The organism is Palleronia sp., assembly GCF_042089775.1.
Classification (GTDB): domain Bacteria; phylum Pseudomonadota; class Alphaproteobacteria; order Rhodobacterales; family Rhodobacteraceae; genus Palleronia.
Genome location: NZ_JBELKF010000081.1, coordinates 1 through 15,234 on the forward strand (window position 1 = coordinate 1; position 15,234 = coordinate 15,234).

At 64.5% G+C, this 15,234-nt stretch carries 17 protein-coding genes and 1 pseudogene; 15 read left to right on the top strand and 3 right to left on the bottom strand.

Annotated features, from left to right (window positions below; all coding sequences use genetic code 11):
• Window positions 1–170 (bottom strand): annotated as a pseudogene (locus ACFDS3_RS15795) (IS5/IS1182 family transposase); the annotation flags it as partial.
• A gap of 92 nt (window positions 171–262) precedes the next feature.
• The gene (locus tag ACFDS3_RS15800; RefSeq protein ID WP_375263318.1) at window positions 263–976 is read right to left on the bottom strand and encodes an ABC transporter ATP-binding protein; all 714 of its coding nucleotides are present in this window, start codon (window positions 974–976) and stop codon (window positions 263–265) included.
• Window positions 977–1,029: 53 nt separating this feature from the next.
• Here ACFDS3_RS15800 and ACFDS3_RS15805 point away from each other — a divergent pair, with 53 nt between their 5' ends.
• From ACFDS3_RS15805 to ACFDS3_RS15865, 13 genes are all read left to right on the top strand, one after another.
• Window positions 1,030–2,010: a PQQ-dependent catabolism-associated beta-propeller protein gene (locus tag ACFDS3_RS15805; protein ID WP_375263319.1), complete on the top strand. Its 981-nt coding sequence runs from the start codon at window positions 1,030–1,032 to the stop codon at window positions 2,008–2,010.
• Window positions 2,003–3,190: an ABC transporter substrate-binding protein gene (locus tag ACFDS3_RS15810; RefSeq protein ID WP_375263320.1), complete on the top strand. Its 1,188-nt coding sequence runs from the start codon at window positions 2,003–2,005 to the stop codon at window positions 3,188–3,190. Before ACFDS3_RS15805 ends, ACFDS3_RS15810 begins: the two co-directional genes overlap by 8 nt.
• 8 nt (window positions 3,191–3,198) lie before the next feature.
• The gene (locus tag ACFDS3_RS15815) at window positions 3,199–4,008 is read left to right on the top strand and encodes an ABC transporter permease (RefSeq protein WP_375263321.1); all 810 of its coding nucleotides are present in this window, start codon (window positions 3,199–3,201) and stop codon (window positions 4,006–4,008) included.
• A gap of 36 nt (window positions 4,009–4,044) precedes the next feature.
• A complete protein-coding gene (locus ACFDS3_RS15820; protein WP_375263322.1) occupies window positions 4,045–4,389 on the top strand; it encodes an ATP-binding cassette domain-containing protein in 345 nt (114 codons plus the stop codon).
• Window positions 4,390–4,699: 310 nt separating this feature from the next.
• Complete coding sequence (locus ACFDS3_RS15825) at window positions 4,700–6,511, top strand: PQQ-dependent dehydrogenase, methanol/ethanol family (protein ID WP_375263323.1); 1,812 nt, start codon at window positions 4,700–4,702, stop codon at window positions 6,509–6,511.
• A complete protein-coding gene (locus tag ACFDS3_RS15830; protein ID WP_375263324.1) occupies window positions 6,508–7,374 on the top strand; it encodes a substrate-binding domain-containing protein in 867 nt (288 codons plus the stop codon). The genes ACFDS3_RS15825 and ACFDS3_RS15830 overlap by 4 nt, the downstream gene beginning before the upstream one ends.
• A gap of 51 nt (window positions 7,375–7,425) precedes the next feature.
• Window positions 7,426–8,178, top strand: coding sequence for a c-type cytochrome (locus tag ACFDS3_RS15835; protein ID WP_375263325.1), 753 nt, complete (start codon window positions 7,426–7,428; stop codon window positions 8,176–8,178).
• Between the two features lie 15 nt (window positions 8,179–8,193).
• On the top strand, window positions 8,194–9,249 hold the full coding sequence (gene coxB, locus ACFDS3_RS15840) for a cytochrome c oxidase subunit II (RefSeq protein WP_375263326.1): 1,056 nt from the start codon (window positions 8,194–8,196) through the stop codon (window positions 9,247–9,249).
• A gap of 10 nt (window positions 9,250–9,259) precedes the next feature.
• Window positions 9,260–11,203, top strand: coding sequence for a cytochrome c oxidase subunit I (gene ctaD, locus ACFDS3_RS15845; protein WP_375263327.1), 1,944 nt, complete (start codon window positions 9,260–9,262; stop codon window positions 11,201–11,203).
• The gene (locus ACFDS3_RS15850; protein ID WP_375263328.1) at window positions 11,200–11,838 is read left to right on the top strand and encodes a heme-copper oxidase subunit III; all 639 of its coding nucleotides are present in this window, start codon (window positions 11,200–11,202) and stop codon (window positions 11,836–11,838) included. The genes ctaD and ACFDS3_RS15850 overlap by 4 nt, the downstream gene beginning before the upstream one ends.
• Window positions 11,839–11,842: 4 nt before the next feature.
• Window positions 11,843–12,292 (top strand): hypothetical protein, encoded by a 450-nt coding sequence (locus tag ACFDS3_RS15855; protein ID WP_375263329.1) that lies wholly within the window; start codon window positions 11,843–11,845, stop codon window positions 12,290–12,292.
• Window positions 12,280–12,654: a c-type cytochrome gene (locus tag ACFDS3_RS15860; RefSeq protein WP_375263330.1), complete on the top strand. Its 375-nt coding sequence runs from the start codon at window positions 12,280–12,282 to the stop codon at window positions 12,652–12,654. Before ACFDS3_RS15855 ends, ACFDS3_RS15860 begins: the two co-directional genes overlap by 13 nt.
• A gap of 4 nt (window positions 12,655–12,658) precedes the next feature.
• A complete protein-coding gene (locus ACFDS3_RS15865) occupies window positions 12,659–13,303 on the top strand; it encodes a cytochrome c oxidase assembly protein (protein ID WP_375263331.1) in 645 nt (214 codons plus the stop codon).
• Between the two features lie 31 nt (window positions 13,304–13,334).
• Here ACFDS3_RS15865 and ACFDS3_RS15870 read toward each other — a convergent pair whose 3' ends face one another.
• Complete coding sequence (locus tag ACFDS3_RS15870; protein ID WP_375263332.1) at window positions 13,335–14,141, bottom strand: heme-binding protein; 807 nt, start codon at window positions 14,139–14,141, stop codon at window positions 13,335–13,337.
• 119 nt (window positions 14,142–14,260) lie between these two features.
• Between ACFDS3_RS15870 and ACFDS3_RS15875 the strand changes: the two genes are divergently transcribed.
• Both ACFDS3_RS15875 and ACFDS3_RS15880 read left to right on the top strand, forming a co-directional pair.
• A complete protein-coding gene (locus tag ACFDS3_RS15875) occupies window positions 14,261–14,722 on the top strand; it encodes a hypothetical protein (RefSeq protein WP_375263333.1) in 462 nt (153 codons plus the stop codon).
• Window positions 14,682–15,125 carry a DUF4396 domain-containing protein gene (locus ACFDS3_RS15880; RefSeq protein WP_375263334.1) on the top strand — a complete coding sequence of 148 codons (444 nt, stop codon included), beginning with the start codon at window positions 14,682–14,684 and terminating at the stop codon, window positions 15,123–15,125. Before ACFDS3_RS15875 ends, ACFDS3_RS15880 begins: the two co-directional genes overlap by 41 nt.
• Window positions 15,126–15,234: the final 109 nt, after the last annotated feature.

The window sequence follows — 15,234 nt, forward strand, 5'->3', positions numbered from 1 at the left end:
ATCGAGAGGCAGATCTGGCTCGCATCGGAGAAGACCGGTGGGCGTCCCAGGCGGCGCCAGCCAGGCCATCTCCTTATCTACCCAGATCAGCATCGACCCGCGCTTCGCAACGCATCGTTATAGCTGGACCAGTTCGTCGTGCGGTAGCGGGCGGGTGGAAACTTGCTCATGATCGAAGCGCAGGGACGGCCTACACGAACAGCTTTCGCGCGCGGCTTAAGGCCATGCAGCCGGTCCCGACCTCGCACCAAGAGAAGAGACATCAGCGCAACTGGAACCGTGTCCGAAGCCGCGTCAGGTTCAGGTCTTCGCCGCAGAATTCGGCGGCAATCCGCCCCTCCTGCAGGACGACCGCCCGGTCCGCCCTTGCGGCCTCCTCCAGCAGGTGCGTGGACCAAACGACCAGAACGCCCTGTGTTCGCAGATCAAGGGCGCTGCGCAGCAGATCCTCCCGGCTCGGGTGGTCCAGCCCTGCCGTGGGCTCGTCCAGGATCAGCACGCGCGGGTCGTGCAACATGGCCCGCGCCAGTTCCAGCCGCCGCCGGTTGCCTCCGCTAAGCACCCGTGCCCTGTCGCGCCGCCGCTCGAACAGGCCGAAGCGTTCCAGCAACTTCGCGATCCGCGGCCGTGCGTCGCGTCCGCGCAGGCCCTGAAGGTCGGCGTGTAGCCGCAGGTTTTCCTCTACGGTCAATTCCAGGTCCAGCGTCTGTTCTTGAAACACCACTCCGAGCCCCCGCAGCGCCTCGACTGGTCTTGCCAGTAGGTCGCGCCCGAGTATCTCGATCCGGCCGGCGTCGGGCCGAAGAAGACCGGTCGCGATCTGGATGAGGGTGGTCTTGCCAGCGCCGTTCGCACCCAGCAGCGCCACCAGTTGGCCTTCGGCGGCTTGAAGCTCTATGTCCTGCAGCGCATGGCGTTCCCCGAATTTCTTCGAGATCCCGGAGAGCATGAGGGCAGGGGGGGCAGCAGTCAGCATGGCGCGACACTCGGACGGATCCGCGCATACCGCAAGCCAGCGAGGGAGATCGGATGACCGGAACAAGAACGATCGTTGCAGCCGCGGCGTTGGCGCTGATGGCCGGGGCAGCGGAAGCGAAGGGCACCGGGTATGTCTTCGTCAGTCACGAAGCTTCGGACACGGTCGTCGTGCTCGATCCCGCCAATGATCATGCGGTCGTGAAGGAGATCCACACCGCGCAACGTCCGCGCGACATGCATTTCGACGCGGATCACGAGCTGCTCTACGTCGCTGCCGGCGATTCCGATGTGATCGACGTGATAGACGTCGCGACACTGGAGGTCGTGCGGCAGATCCCGACCGGAATAAGCCCTGAGATCTTCGATATTGCGCTGGACGGCAAGTCGTTGTTCGTCTCGGAAGAGGAAAGCGCCCTCGTCCGGCAGATCGATATCGCGACCGGCGAAACGCTGATGACGATCGCCACCGGGCCCGAGCCCGAGGGGGTGATGGTGATGCCGGACGGCAAGACGATCTATTTCACCTCGGAAGTCGCCGACATGGTGCACGTGGTGGATGCAGAGCAAGGCAAGGTCGTGAAGAACATCCTTGTCGGCACACGTCCGCGGCGTTTCGAGCTGTCGGCGGATGAAACCGAGCTTTGGGTCTCGGACGAGCTGGCCGGGCAGGTGACGATTATCGACACGGCAACGAACGAGATCGCGCAGCAACTGCCTCTGCTGCCGCCCGGCGCCCGTGCCGAGGACGTGACACCCGTGGGCCTCGCGCTGTCACCTGACGGCGAGACGATGTTCGTCGCGCTCGGGCGCGCCAACCATGTTGCTTTCGTCGATGTCGAGACCAAGGAGGTAGAGGCCTATGTCCTTGTCGGCAGTCGCGCCTGGGGCGTCGCGCCCAGCCCGGACGGGGAATTGCTGTATGTCGCCAACGGCCTCAGCGATGACCTGACCATCGTGGATGTCGCCGAGGCGAAGGCCGTGCGATCGCTTCCCACGGGCCGGGTGCCTCATACGGTGGTCGTCGATGATTAGGGCATTGGTGGCGCTGATCGTCTGGATATCGCTGGGCGTGGGAGTGATCGCGCAAGAGGCGCAGCCGGTGCCGGTGGGATATGTAGAGCTTGAAGGCGACCCGCGATACGCCAATCAGGCGGCTTACGCGGGTATAGACTTTCGCACGCTCGGCCGGCCGCAGCCGGGGGCCGAGGTTGGGATCGAGGATGCTTCCATGGTGGGGCGGGTCATGGGGATCGACTTCACCCTGCTCACGGCCCGGGAGGCAAGCGTCGAGGCGCTGGCCGAAATCGTCAAGACTTGGGTCCGCGACGAGGGCATGCATTTCCTTCTGGCCGACCTCGCGGCACCCGATCTTCTGTCGTTGTCCGATGCGCTGTCGGACCTGCCGGTGCTCATCTTCAACCTCACCGCCGGGGACGATGTCCTGCGCGGGGCGAAGTGCCGCGCCAACGTTCTTCACATCGCGCCGAGCGACGCGATGCGGACCGACGCGCTGGTCCAGTATTTGGTGGACCGCGGCTGGCCCCGGATCGCCATCCTGGCGGGTGAAGCAGAGGCTGACGCGCAATTGGCCGAGGCCATGCGCCGTTCGGCTGCGAAGTACGGTGCCGAAATCGTGGCCGAAGCGCCCTTTGCCCTGACCGCCGATCCCCGCCGCCGCAAGGAAAGCAACATCGCGCTGATGACCGCCGACATGGGCAATCCGGATGTCTACTTCGTGGCCGACGACAGCGGCGAATTCGACCGCTATGTTTCGTTCCAGACCGCTCTACCGCGCCCCGTGACGGGCACCGCGGGCCTGACTCCGCAGGCTTGGCACTGGTCGTGGCACCGCCACGGCGCGCCGCAGCTTCAGCATCGTTTCGAGGAACTGGCAACGCCGCGGCGGATGAACGATGGCGGCTGGGCCGCCTGGGTTGCGGTCAAGGCGGTCATGCAAGCCGCCATGCGAAGCGACCCTGCCGACTTCGACGCCATGCGTGACTTTCTGCGGGGGGAAGACCTGCGGCTTGATGGATCGAAAGGCACGCCGATGAGCTTCCGGCCGTGGGACGGGCAGTTGCGCCAGCCGATCCTGCTGTCCACCGCAGACGCCACCATCGCGCGTGCGCCGCTCGAGGCGTTCCCGCACCGGCTCAACGATCTCGATACGTTGGGCATGGACGCTCCCGAAAGCGCCTGCGAAATGCGTTGATGGCGTACATGACGGCACGCCACGCCTTGCGCAGCTTCCGCGGGATCACGCGCCGGGAGGTTCTGCGCTTCTCTCGGCAACGGGGCCGGCTCTTGTCCTCTGTCGTCAGGCCGATGCTCTGGCTGATCGTTTTCGGCGCCGGGTTCCACGGCATCCTCGGCGTGTCGATCGTGCCGCCCTACGAGACGTACGTGACCTACCGCGAATACATGGTGCCGGGGCTGATCTGCATCATCCTGCTGTTCAACGGCATGCTGTCGTCGCTGTCGCTCGTCTACGACCGCGAGATGGGAATGATGCGGGTTCTGCTGACGGCGCCGCTGCCGCGGTGGTGGCTGCTGTTCAGCAAGCTTGCGGCCGGAACTCTTCTGTCGGTGATCCTCGCCTATGTGTTCCTCGGCGCAGCGTGGGCGTTTGACGCGCGCATTCCGCCCGCCGGCTGGCTGACGATCCTTCCGGCGGTCCTGCTGGCGGGGCTGATGCTGGGAGCGATCGGGCTGATGCTGTCCGTACACGTCCGGCAAATGGAGAATTTTGCGGGCGCGATGAACTTCGTCATATTTCCTATGTTCTTCATCTCCAGCGCACTTTTTCCTCTGTGGAAGCTACAAGAGGCAGGTTCGCTCTGGCTCTGGTGGATCGCGCGGGTCAACCCGTTCACACACGCGGTCGAGCTGATCCGCTTTGCCGCCTATGGCCGGCTGGCATCCGTTTCGCTTGCGGTCGTGGCGGGAGTCGGCCTTGGCGCGTTTCTGGTTGCAGTGGCGGGTTATGATCCGGGGCGGAGCCTTCTGCGACCGCGGCGGGCCGCACCATGATCGGAGTCTGGCGTCTGTCGGTGGTGGCCGTAGAACGTGGGTCTGCCCCTGCGCCTGGCGGGTCGACCGGCAGCGGAACGGCACAAGGCGGTAACGGCGCAGCTCGCCCGCGTGGGGCTCATGGATGCAGCCGACGCCTTTCCGGCGCAGTTGTCAGGCGGGATGCGCCAGCGCGCGGCCATCGCTCGCGCCATGGTGGGGCGACCGGCGATTCTGCTGATGGACGAGCCCTTCGCGAGTGTCGAAGCGCAGACGCGGGAACTCATGCAGGTCGACCTCATGGATCTCTGGCAGGCTGATAGGCCGACGGTTCTCTTCGTCACGCATAGCGTCGAAGAGGCGGTGCTTCTGGGAGATCGCGTCGTGGTGCTGGGAGGGTGACTGACCCGTGTAATAGAGATTTGCGAAAACCCGTTGGCGCGCCCTCGCGATCCGTTGGCGATACGCAGGGCGCTTGGCTTCACCGACCTGACCGCACGTCTTGCGGGCGTGATCCGCTCGCTGGTGGTGTCTGCCCCCGCTTCGGAGTTTTACGGCCGGGGGTGACGGTGAAAGCACGTTCTGCAGGTTCAGCAGGAACAACGGTAGCCGGTGCCGGTTGAAGAGCGTAGAAGGGAAAGAAAAGTCATAGGGACGTGCGATGCCATTCCGACTTTGCCCGACGCACCGGATCAACGGAAGATCAGCGCTCATGGCGCCATTCCTGCTCGCGGTTCTGGGTACGGTTGGTTGGGCGCAGGAGTCGAACGGGAACGCCGACGATCTCGTTGAGATGCAGCAGGATCCGGCCCAGTGGATCATGCCGGCGAAAAACTATGCCAGCACCCGCTACAGCGAGCTCGACCAGATCAATGCCGAGAACGTGGACGAGCTCGAGCTCGCCTGGACCTTCTCGGTCGGAGTGGATCGGGGGCAGGAAGCCGCGCCTATCGTCGTGGGCGACACGATGTACGTCGTCGGGCCGCACCCGAACAATCTCTTCGCGCTCGACACGACGGACGGCACCCTGAAATGGACGTATTCGCCGCCGACCGCCCCGGCTGCGATCGGGGTGGCCTGCTGCGACGTAGTGAACCGCGGCGCGGCCTATGCCGACGGCAAGGTTTTCTTCAACACGCTCGACAACCATACGGTCGCCGTCGATGCCGAGACCGGAAAAGAGGTCTGGCACACCAAGTTGGGCGAGATCACCAAGGGCGAGACCATGACAATGGCGCCCCTCGTGGTGAAGGACGTGGTTCTGGTGGGCAACTCCGGTGGCGAACTTGGCGTCCGCGGCTGGATAACGGCTCTCGACATCGACACCGGAAAGGTCGCTTGGCGCGCCTATCACACCGGCCCTGACGAGGACGTTCTGATTGGCGAGGGGTTCGATCCCTATTACGACTGGATGGAAGGTGAGGATCTCGGCGTCGTGACATGGCCGCCCGGCCGCTGGCAGACCGGCGGCGGCACTACGTGGGGCTGGATCTCCTACGATCCGGAACTTGACCTGATCTACTACGGATCGGGCAATCCCGGACCCTGGAACGCGAACCAGCGGCCGGGCGACAATCTCTGGACGACGACGATCTTCGCCCGCGATCCCGATACCGGACTGGCGGCCTGGGCCTATCAGACCTCGCCCCATGACCTTTGGGACCACGACGGGGTGAACGAGCTCATCCTGCTTGATGCCGAGATCGACGGAGAGATGCGCCGTCTCGCCATCCGACCGGGGCGGACGGGATACATGTATGTCCTTGACCGGACCAACGGCCAGGTCCTGTCGGCAGAGGAATATGACCGGGTGACGGCCTACCTGGGCGTCAATCTCGAAACCGGGCGCATCATCCCGAATCCCGAGAAAGAGCCGCTGCCGGGGCGCGTGGTCGAAGATATCTGTCCGGCGCCGCCGGGGGCGAAGGACTGGCAGCCGTCTGCATGGTCGCCGCGAACGGAGCTTCTTTACGTTCCGCACCAGCATCTCTGCGCGACGATGAAGATGTCCGAGGTCGGCTACATCGCCGGAACGCCATTTCTTGGCGCGACAGTCGACATGTACGCCGCGAATGGCGACGACTATCGCGGCGAATACATGGCTTGGGATCCGATCGAACAAGAGAAGGTCTGGGCGATCCAGGAGAATTTTCCGGTCTGGTCCGGCACCCTGGCCACCGCCGGCGATATCGCCGTCTACGGCACGATGGACCGCTGGCTGAAGATTGTCGACGCCCGCTCAGGAGACCTTCTCTACAAGTTCCGCGCACCCTCCGGCATCATCGGGCAGCCGACGACCTACATGGGGTCGGACGGCCGGCAATACATCGCGATCCTGTCCGGCGTCGGCGGCTGGGCTGGCGCCGTTGCTGTGGCCGAACTCGATCCGCAGGTGCGCAACGGCGCGCTTGGCTTTGTCGGCGCCATGCAGGACTTGCCCGCATACACGAAGGGCGGCAGCACGCTGCTTGTCTTCGCGCTACCCGAAGATGTCGCCGGCCCCGCTGCTGTGGAGGTCGAATGACTGCCGCGCTTCGCCTCCTTGCCTGCATCTGCGGGCTGTCTGCTGCGCAAGCCCATGCGCAGCAGACCGCCGCCGAGCGGGTCGCCCTGCGCGAGGCACGCGAGGCGGCGCTGTCGCAGATCGACCACACGCTTGACGAAGGGCGCCTGCGCGTCTGCGCCGATCCGAACAACCTGCCGTTTTCCAACGAGCGCGGCGAAGGGCTTGAAAATGCGCTGGCGGAGCTCGTGGCCGATGCCTTGGACGCCGAAGTCGAATACACGTGGCACGCCCAGCGGCGCGGCTTTCTCCGCCAGACCCTGAACGCGGGGCTGTGTGACGTCGTCATGGGCACACCGGCGCTCGACATGCTGCAGACGACGCGGCCCTACTACCGGTCCGGCTACGTCTTCGTATCGCGTGCCGACAGGGACATCGACGTGTCGTCGATCGACGATCCGAGGCTGCGGGACCTGACGATCGGCGTTCATTTGGTTGGCGACGACGGGGCCAATACGCCGCCCGCCCACGCCTTGGGAGAGCGGGGAATTATCGACAACGTCGTCGGCTACACCGTCTACGGCGACTATCGGCAGGAGGCGCCTCCCGCCCGCCTGCTTGATGCGGTGGTGGCGGGCGAAGTCGACATCGCCGCTGTGTGGGGGCCGCTTGCCGGCTACTACGCCCGGACGTCCGAAGTTCCGCTGGACCTGGCACCAATAACCGATACCGTCGATTATCTGCCCTTGGTCTTCGAATATTCCATCGCCATCGGTGTGCGCAGGACCGATGACGAGCTGCGTCACCGCCTGGACGCGGTGCTCGTCGAAAAGCAGGACGAGGTCGAGGCACTGCTCGAGCGTTACGGCGTTCCCGAAATTTGAACCACCCGTCGCGGAGGCGCGCGAGCGCTCCGCAGAAAGGGAGAACAAGAGATGGGACAGCACAGCGAGCTACCTGAACTCGTAGACCGCGGAGGCACAGGCGGTCACCTTGCCAGCTTGGCGCGAGGTCTCCTTCTGTTGCCTTTGATGCTGATCGCGGCACCGCTGCCGGCGCAGGATGAAAAGGCCAACGTCGATCCGGTGGAGCGGGCGATCCTCGACGCACCGATCGATCCCACGCCCGGCGAGGCCGAAGAGGACGATCCGGTCGATATAGGCGCCATAGAGGACGAAGGACCGCGCCCGAACGCCCTGTTGCACGTGCCGATCACTGGCATTTTCCCTGATGGCGTCCGACCCGATCCCGATCTGGGCACGCTACCCGTGGGCAGCGACCAGGCCGCGTTCCGGGGAATGCGGTATTTCAACCAGTTCAACTGCGTCGGCTGCCATGCGCCGAACGGTGCCGGCGGAATGGGTCCGTCGCTCAGCAACACCACGTTCAAATACGGCGGCGATCCGGAAAATATCTTTCTGACGATCGTGCAGGGCAGACCGTTGGGGATGCCGGCGTTCGGCGGCTTTCTTCCCGATCAGACCATCTGGGACCTCGTCGCTTACGTCCGTGAGATCAGCCGCGAAGAGACGGGCCAGTGGGGAAAGACGACGTCGCTTGAAACCTTCGACAAGGAGCAGGTCCCGGCACAGTACATGACCACGATCGATCCTTGGGAGAACCTTCAGCCCTTCAGCTTCGGCCGGCCACCCTTCGTCCCGGTCGAAACCCCCGAGAAGCCCGAATAGAGACGGAAGCCGACAATGATGCCCGCTGCCTTCGGAACCAGCGCCAGCCTCCTCAGCCTCGCTGCTGCCATGTTCGCCATGGCCGCGGGACCTGCGGCGGCCGAGGCGCCGGGGCCAATGTGGTATCTGGACACACTGGGGCAACCCGGTGGCATGATCGCCGATCTGACCTGGGGGCTGCTGATCCTGTCGATCGTGGTGGTCGTCATGATAACGGCCCTCGTGATGGTGGCGGTGCGGGGCGCGCGCCGCAACGTGTCGATGCCGGCGGACCACGCTTCGGTGAAGCGCCCGTCTGAGCGGGTCCCGCTGCGCTGGATCTACGGCGGCCTCGCTGCAACTGCGCTGGTCCTGATCGGCTTCACGGTCTGGACGATCGGCACAATGGTGGCGATCGCCGCGCCCGAAGAAGATGAAGCTGCGCTGACCATCGAGATCACGGGCCACCAATGGTGGTGGGAGGTGCGTTATGCCGCCGAGGAGCCGCCACTCATTGTTGAGACGGCGAACGAGATCTGGATCCCCGTCGGCCGGCCTGTGCGCTTCAAGCTGACCTCGGCCGACGTAATCCACACCTTCTGGGTCCCCGCGCTTGCCGGAAAGACAGATTTGATTCCGGGACAAGTGAACACGGCGTGGTTTCAGGCCGACGTGCCCGGCGTCTTTCGCGGCCAATGCAACGAGTATTGCGGCCTTCAGCATGCCCATATGGGCCTGCGCATCTTCGCCGCGCCCGAAGACGAATTCCGGGAGTGGTACGATGCACAGCTGGAGCCGGCGGACTTGCCCGAAGCGCCCGAGGCGCTGGCCGGCCGCGACGTCTTCATCGAAGAGTGCGGCGCCTGCCACACGGTGCGCGGAACGATCGCCGGGGGCGAGATGGGCCCCGACCTCACGCATCTGATGAGCCGCACGACACTCGCCGCGGCGATGCTGCCCAACACCGTCGGTCACCTTTCGGGATGGATCGCGAACCCGCAGCAAGTGAAGCCGGGTACGCACATGCCCAATCCCGACCTGTCGGGACCGCAACTGGAAGCCGTCCGCAGCTACCTTGTCACGCTGGAATGAGGAGAACCCTGTGAGCTCCACGCCGATCAAGCGCACACCCCGCGTCGGACCCGCCACGCCCGAGCTTCGCGAAAAGCTCGAGAAGATCTGGGAGACCGAACCGGGGCTGATGGGCTGGCTCGGGACCGTGGATCACAAGGAAATCGGCATCCGCTACCTCGTTACGTCCTTCGCGTTCCTGATCCTCGGCGGACTCGAGGCCTTGGCCATGCGGGTGCAGTTGGCGAAGCCGGACAACGACTTCCTGTCGCCTGAGCAGTACAACGAGCTCTTCTCGATCCACGGCATCACGATGATCTTCCTCTACGCGCTGCCGGTCCTGTCGGGCTTTTCGAACTACCTGTTCCCGCTGCTGTTGGGGTCGCGGGACATGGCGTTTCCGCGGATGAACGCCTTTTCCTACTGGGTCTTCCTGGCGTCGGGGCTGTTCATCTATGCCAGCTTCCTGACCGGCGCGGTACCAAACAACGGTTGGTTCAACTTCGCGCCCTTTTCGCTGCGCCAGTTCAACCCCGGCCTCAACATGGACTTTTACGCCCTCGGGATGATCTTCCTGGGCATTTCGACGACGGTGGGGGCCGCGAATTTCGTCGTGACGCTGTTGCGAACCCGCGCGGCAGGCATGTCGATCAACCGCTTGCCGGTGATGGTCTGGGGGACGTTCACCATTTCGATCGGCAACTTGCTGGCAGTGCCTGCGGTTTCGCTTGCATTCTTCCTTCTCTGGATGGACCGCCAGTTCGGAACCCATTTCTACGAGGCTACATCGGGCGGCAAGCCTCTCCTGTGGCAGCACCTGTTCTGGATATTCGCGCACCCGTGGGTCTACATCATCGTGCTTCCGGCAATGGGTATCGTGTCCGATGGCCTGCCGGTGTTCTGTCGCCAGCCGCTCGTGGCCTATACCCTGGTGGTTCTGGGGACCATCACGACGATGATCCTGGGCTTTGGCGTCTGGGTCCACCACATGTTCGCCACCGGGATCCCGTTCATATCGCTGTCGATGTTCTCGGGCGCGTCCTTCATCATCACGATCCCCTCGGCCGTCGCCGTCTTCGCCTGGATCGCCACGATCATGACGGGGCGTCCGGTGATCAAGACGCCGTTCCTCTACTTCGCGTCCTTCATCGTGATGTTCGTGGTCGGTGGCGTCTCCGGCGTGATGACCGCATCGGTTCCCGCCGACCTTCAGCTGCACGGGACCTACTTCGTCGTGGCGCATATCCACTACGTGCTGATCGGCATCAACCTCTTCGGGGTACTCGGCGGGCTCTACTTCTGGTTTCCGAAGATGACCGGCAAGATGACCAGCGAGCGCATGGGACGCTGGGCCTTCGCCACGGTCTTCACCGGGTTCAATCTGGCCTTCCTGCCGATGCACTGGACCGGCCTTCTGGGGATGCCGCGGCGCATCTACACTTATCCAGAGGGAGCCGGCTGGGGCACCGTCAACATGATCACGACCATCGGCGCGTTCCTTCTGGCTTTCGGGCTCCTGCTGGTGCTGGTGAACTTTGCGATCGCCCTGCGCCGCGGAACCGAGGCGGGGCCGAACCCGTGGGATGCACCGACGCTCGAATGGCACGTGTCGTCGCCGCCGCCGCCTTACAATTTCGCCGTGCTGCCCGTGATTGCCAGCCGCCATCCACTTTGGGAGGACCGGCTGGACGAAAGCAATGGCCGGTCCTCGCTCGACCGCGGGCCGATCCTTGACGACGGCAAGGAGACGCTCCTGACCACCGCCCTGGATGCCGAGCCCGACATGATCGCGAAGATGCCCGAGGACTCGCTCTGGCCGTTCCTCACCACGGTGACGATGAGCGTGCTCTTCACTGCGCTCCTGCTGCACTGGTGGATCGCCGCGGGCGTGTCCAGCGTCGTGATCTTCCTGTGCGTTCTCGGCTGGCTTTGGCCGCAGGATGATCTGGGGCAGACGAGGGGGACGCAAGCATGACCGACGCGACCCCATCCGCACATCCCCAGCCAAACAAGTCCGACGAAAGTCTGACCGTCGGCCGGATGGACCAGGGCAGCGTCCGCAGGGGCAGCGGCGGCTGGTGGGGCATGATGACACTGATCGCCACCGAAGCCTGCCTCTTCGGGTATCTGCTATTCAGCTACTACTACATGCTGCTGCAAGAGGGTCGCGACTTCCTTCCGCCGAAGATGCCCTCGTTCCGCCTGTCGGGGCCGAACACGGTGCTTCTGCTGCTGAGCTCCGTCGCCGTCTGGTACGGCGAGCACAGCATCAAGCGCAGCCACAGCGGTCGCGCCGTGTTGGGGCTTGGAACCGGGTTCATCATGGGCGCGGCGTTCGTTGGAATCCAGGTGCGTGAGTGGATGGAAAAGCCCTACAGGCTCGACAGCGATCCGCACGGCTCGTTGTTCTTCACCGTCACCGGATTCCACATGGCGCACGTCGTCGTGGGGCTGTTGGTGCTCGGCGCGCTGATCTTGTGGACGGCCTTGGGCAAGTTCGACGGCGAACGCCATGCACCTGTCAGCATCGGTGGCATCTACTGGCACTTCGTCGACGTCGTCTGGCTGACCGTGTTCTTCTCGTTCTACGTCGCCCCGTATTTCTGGTGATCGCATGACCGAACCGCATCAAGCAGAATTCGACATCGGCCATCCGGCACCCGACCGGGGACGGATCAGCCGCAGCCTGTTGGCCTTCGCGCTACTGGGCGCGCCCGTAGCATGGAGCCTGCAGCTCAGCGGCAACGCGGCGCTTGGCGGCTTGGGTTGCCTGGTCGAAGCGCGACCCCGCGGCTTCATCCTGAATTGGGAGGCGACGGCGATTGCCATCGTCGTCGTAAATGTCGCCGCACTCGTCATAGCCGTGGTGGCGCTGGCGGCCTCGGCGCATCTTCTTCGCGAAACGCGGCACGAGAAGATGCAGCATTCCGGCGGCGTGATGCAGGCGGGCGAGGGACGCACGCGCTACATGGCCGTCTGGGGGGTCTGGGGCAGCGTCCTGTTCCTCATCGCGATCGGCGCGAACACCGTCGCCGCAGTCTGGAGAAACCTGTGCGGAGCCTGATCCTTCCCCTGCTGGTCGTTCTGTTCCTGCCGGGCTACTGGCCGGACGAAAAGCCCGGCCCTTCGGAGCGTGCCGACGAGATCGGGGACATCTCGGCCGGGCGGGCGCTGATCGTGGCGAATGGCTGCGGCACCTGCCACATCATTCCCGGCATCGACACGGCCCAGGGGCTGGTGGGGCCGCCGCTGAACCACATGGCCCGGCGGCGGATCATCGCCGGCGTCATGCAGAATACGCCCGCAAACATGGCGCAGTGGCTGCTGGCCCCGCAGCAGGTCGTGCCGGGCAATGCCATGCCGGATGTGGGGCTGACGGAGGCCGAAGCCTTGGACGTCACCGCCTACCTCTACACACTTGAGTAGATCGATGGCGGTCGCAGCCAGCTCTCTCCGAACCGGTAGCCGCCACTGGCCGCTTGGTGCTGCGGCCGTCCTGCTGGCCGCGCTGTGGTCCGGCCCGCTGCCGTCACTGGCCCGCATCTCCTTCTCTTGGCACATGATCCTTCATCTGGGCGTGATGCTTGGCGCGGCACCCTTGCTGGCGCTCGGGCTGGCACGGTCGGGACTCGCTCCGAGGCGCGCGGGCGCACTGTTGGCCATCGGAGTCTCGATGGCCGAGCTTGCGGTCGTATGGGGCTGGCATGTGCCGGGGCTGCATGAAGCGGCCGCGTTGTCGCCCTTGGCGTTTGCCATGCAGCAGGGCAGTTTCCTCGTTGCCGGAACGCTGGTCTGGCTGCCTGGCCTCGCGCCCGGCCGCGCGGCGGCGGGGTCCGGCGGCTTGGCCCTGATGATGAGTTTCATGCATATGTCGATGCTCGGCGTGCTGCTGGCGACCGCGCCGGGGCTGATTTATGCGCCCGAGATCTGTGGCGGCGCTTGGGGGCTGACGCCTCTTCAGGATCAGCGGCTCGGAGGGGTCCTTATGGCCCTGGGCGGTGGCCTTCCCTACTTCGCAGGCGCCGCAATCCTTATCTGGCGTTTCCTGTCGATGAGCGGGCAGGATCGGGCGTGACACCCGCGACCGCGTCGTCGCGGACTCGCTTTCAGTCGGTTTCGTTCCACTCCGGCACGAAGCCTGCACCGATTTCCTCTGCGACGTCGGGCGCATTGCGGCCGCACATGGGATGCCCGTAGCCGGACGCGCTGCTACCGCTGGGACCGATGTCGTAGATGATCTGATCGGCCCCGGACGGCGAGACGCCGGCCGGGACATCACCGAGGTCGAGCATGTTGCGCACGCGCCAGGCAATGTTGTGATCCGCACAGGACGTGTCGCCGCTGGCGCCCAACCCGCCCACCAGTTCACCGCCGTCATAGAGCGGAAGGCCGCCCGCAAAGACTACGGTTCCGCCGGCGATCTCTCCGACGAGGGGATCGGAAGGCGTGCCCCAGGTTTCGACATCGCCGAGGTAGAGCAATTCCTCCCGCACCGGATTGGTGGTGATGATGCCGTAGAGATACCCGCCGGGCTGCGCTCCGGCATACAGGTTGGCCGTCGACAGCGCGAAATTGGGCAAGCTGAAGGCATTGGCGGTGAACGCCTTCTCGACCGCGATGGCGCGACTGCCGAGCCATTGGTCGCGCACGGTCTCGCCGCTGTAGGTGATGGCGCAGACGGTGCCGGTTCGGTCGACCACCGCGGCCCACTCGTTGTTGCCGAGCCCGCCGTTCGATGGACCGGCAGCCGGCGCCGCGCTCTGCCGCAAGGCCTCGGTCAGGTCCTGATGCGTGACGGGACATTCCGGATCGGTGACGGCCGCGGCCTCCTGTGCCGCGACCGGTGTCGCGACTGTAACGGCAAGTCCAAGAACGAGCATCCGGACGATCGGCTGGTGGGTCGAACGTGTCATCTTTGACTCCTTCGGTTGCGGCGTCTGAATAAAGCGGCACCTGCGATGCGCAGCATCCTCTGTCGATAAACGGCGCGCTGCACGAGGTGTTCCTGCCGCTGATGCAGGAACTCCGGGCGGTGCAGATTGTTGAACGGTTTCAGACGGAACAGCAGCAGCGCCGGCGGGGCGAGAGACGCTCATCTCCCGATGATCGACCGACGACGGAAGAGCTTCTGGAAACCGTTGCCAACATTCTCACGTTCATGGCCGAACCCTGGTTCGCAATCCCCTGGCACGCCATCGGCATCGCTGGAGCGGTCTGGGTGATCTATGACGGCCAGAGCGCCAACAGCGCATTGAACCCGCCGCTGAAAGCCTGCTGGCCCATCCTGATCCTGTTCTTCTCGGTCGTGGGAATTGCCGTTTACCTCGTGTTTTCGCGGCCGCCGGGCATCGGCACGTACCCGGCTGGTAAGCTGAAGATGCGCCATTTCACCGCCTATGCGAGGCCGACGTGGCGCAAGGTCTTCGGGTCCGCCGCGCATTGTGTCGGTGGCGATGGCCTCGGGATCATGGCCGCAATGGCGGGTGGCGGCTGATGGGTTTCACCTTCTGGCAGGAATTCTGGTTCGAATATGCTGTCGGTTACGCGTTTGGCTGCTTCCTGTTCAGACTTGGGCGATGCGCCTGCATGGCAATGGCTGGGTTGCATCGATCCTGAAGGGCGGTCGGGCCGAGTTCTTTTCGATGATCACGGTCATGCTCGGGATGGGACTGGTGATGTACTACGTCACTCCTGCAGTAGTGGGAGAGCAGCCCCTGCCGAACACCTACGCATTTTGGACGTTCGGGTCGCTGGGTCTCTTCGTCGGCTTCATTTTCACGCTGCCGATGAACTGGTGGCTGGTGTCGATCGGCTGGAAGCACGGCGAAGGGCACGAGCACATGCTCAAGGACGACCCCGAATGGCAGCGGATGAAGCAGGAAGGAGCGACCGGATGAGAGGCGTCTCCCTGATCATCGCTCTGGTCGCTTCCCTAGGTCATGTTGACAAACGGCGGAGCCAGAGGCGGATCGAAGTGATGTCGATGAATTCCGGGAAGCTCTCCGC

What these genes read in the sequence shown, in the direction of transcription:
- ACFDS3_RS15800 (WP_375263318.1), bottom strand. Translation starts at nt 976, where the DNA reads ATGCTGACTGCTGCCCCCCCTGCCCTCATGCTCTCCGGGATCTCGAAG.
- ACFDS3_RS15805 (WP_375263319.1), top strand. Translation starts at nt 1,030, where the DNA reads ATGACCGGAACAAGAACGATCGTTGCAGCCGCGGCGTTGGCGCTGATG.
- ACFDS3_RS15810 (WP_375263320.1), top strand. Translation starts at nt 2,003, where the DNA reads ATGATTAGGGCATTGGTGGCGCTGATCGTCTGGATATCGCTGGGCGTG.
- ACFDS3_RS15815 (WP_375263321.1), top strand. Translation starts at nt 3,199, where the DNA reads ATGACGGCACGCCACGCCTTGCGCAGCTTCCGCGGGATCACGCGCCGG.
- ACFDS3_RS15825 (WP_375263323.1), top strand. Translation starts at nt 4,700, where the DNA reads ATGGCGCCATTCCTGCTCGCGGTTCTGGGTACGGTTGGTTGGGCGCAG.
- ACFDS3_RS15830 (WP_375263324.1), top strand. Translation starts at nt 6,508, where the DNA reads ATGACTGCCGCGCTTCGCCTCCTTGCCTGCATCTGCGGGCTGTCTGCT.
- ACFDS3_RS15835 (WP_375263325.1), top strand. Translation starts at nt 7,426, where the DNA reads ATGGGACAGCACAGCGAGCTACCTGAACTCGTAGACCGCGGAGGCACA.
- coxB (WP_375263326.1), top strand. Translation starts at nt 8,194, where the DNA reads ATGATGCCCGCTGCCTTCGGAACCAGCGCCAGCCTCCTCAGCCTCGCT.
- ACFDS3_RS15850 (WP_375263328.1), top strand. Translation starts at nt 11,200, where the DNA reads ATGACCGACGCGACCCCATCCGCACATCCCCAGCCAAACAAGTCCGAC.
- ACFDS3_RS15855 (WP_375263329.1), top strand. Translation starts at nt 11,843, where the DNA reads ATGACCGAACCGCATCAAGCAGAATTCGACATCGGCCATCCGGCACCC.
- ACFDS3_RS15865 (WP_375263331.1), top strand. Translation starts at nt 12,659, where the DNA reads ATGGCGGTCGCAGCCAGCTCTCTCCGAACCGGTAGCCGCCACTGGCCG.
- ACFDS3_RS15870 (WP_375263332.1), bottom strand. Translation starts at nt 14,141, where the DNA reads ATGACACGTTCGACCCACCAGCCGATCGTCCGGATGCTCGTTCTTGGA.
- ACFDS3_RS15880 (WP_375263334.1), top strand. Translation starts at nt 14,682, where the DNA reads ATGGCCTCGGGATCATGGCCGCAATGGCGGGTGGCGGCTGATGGGTTT.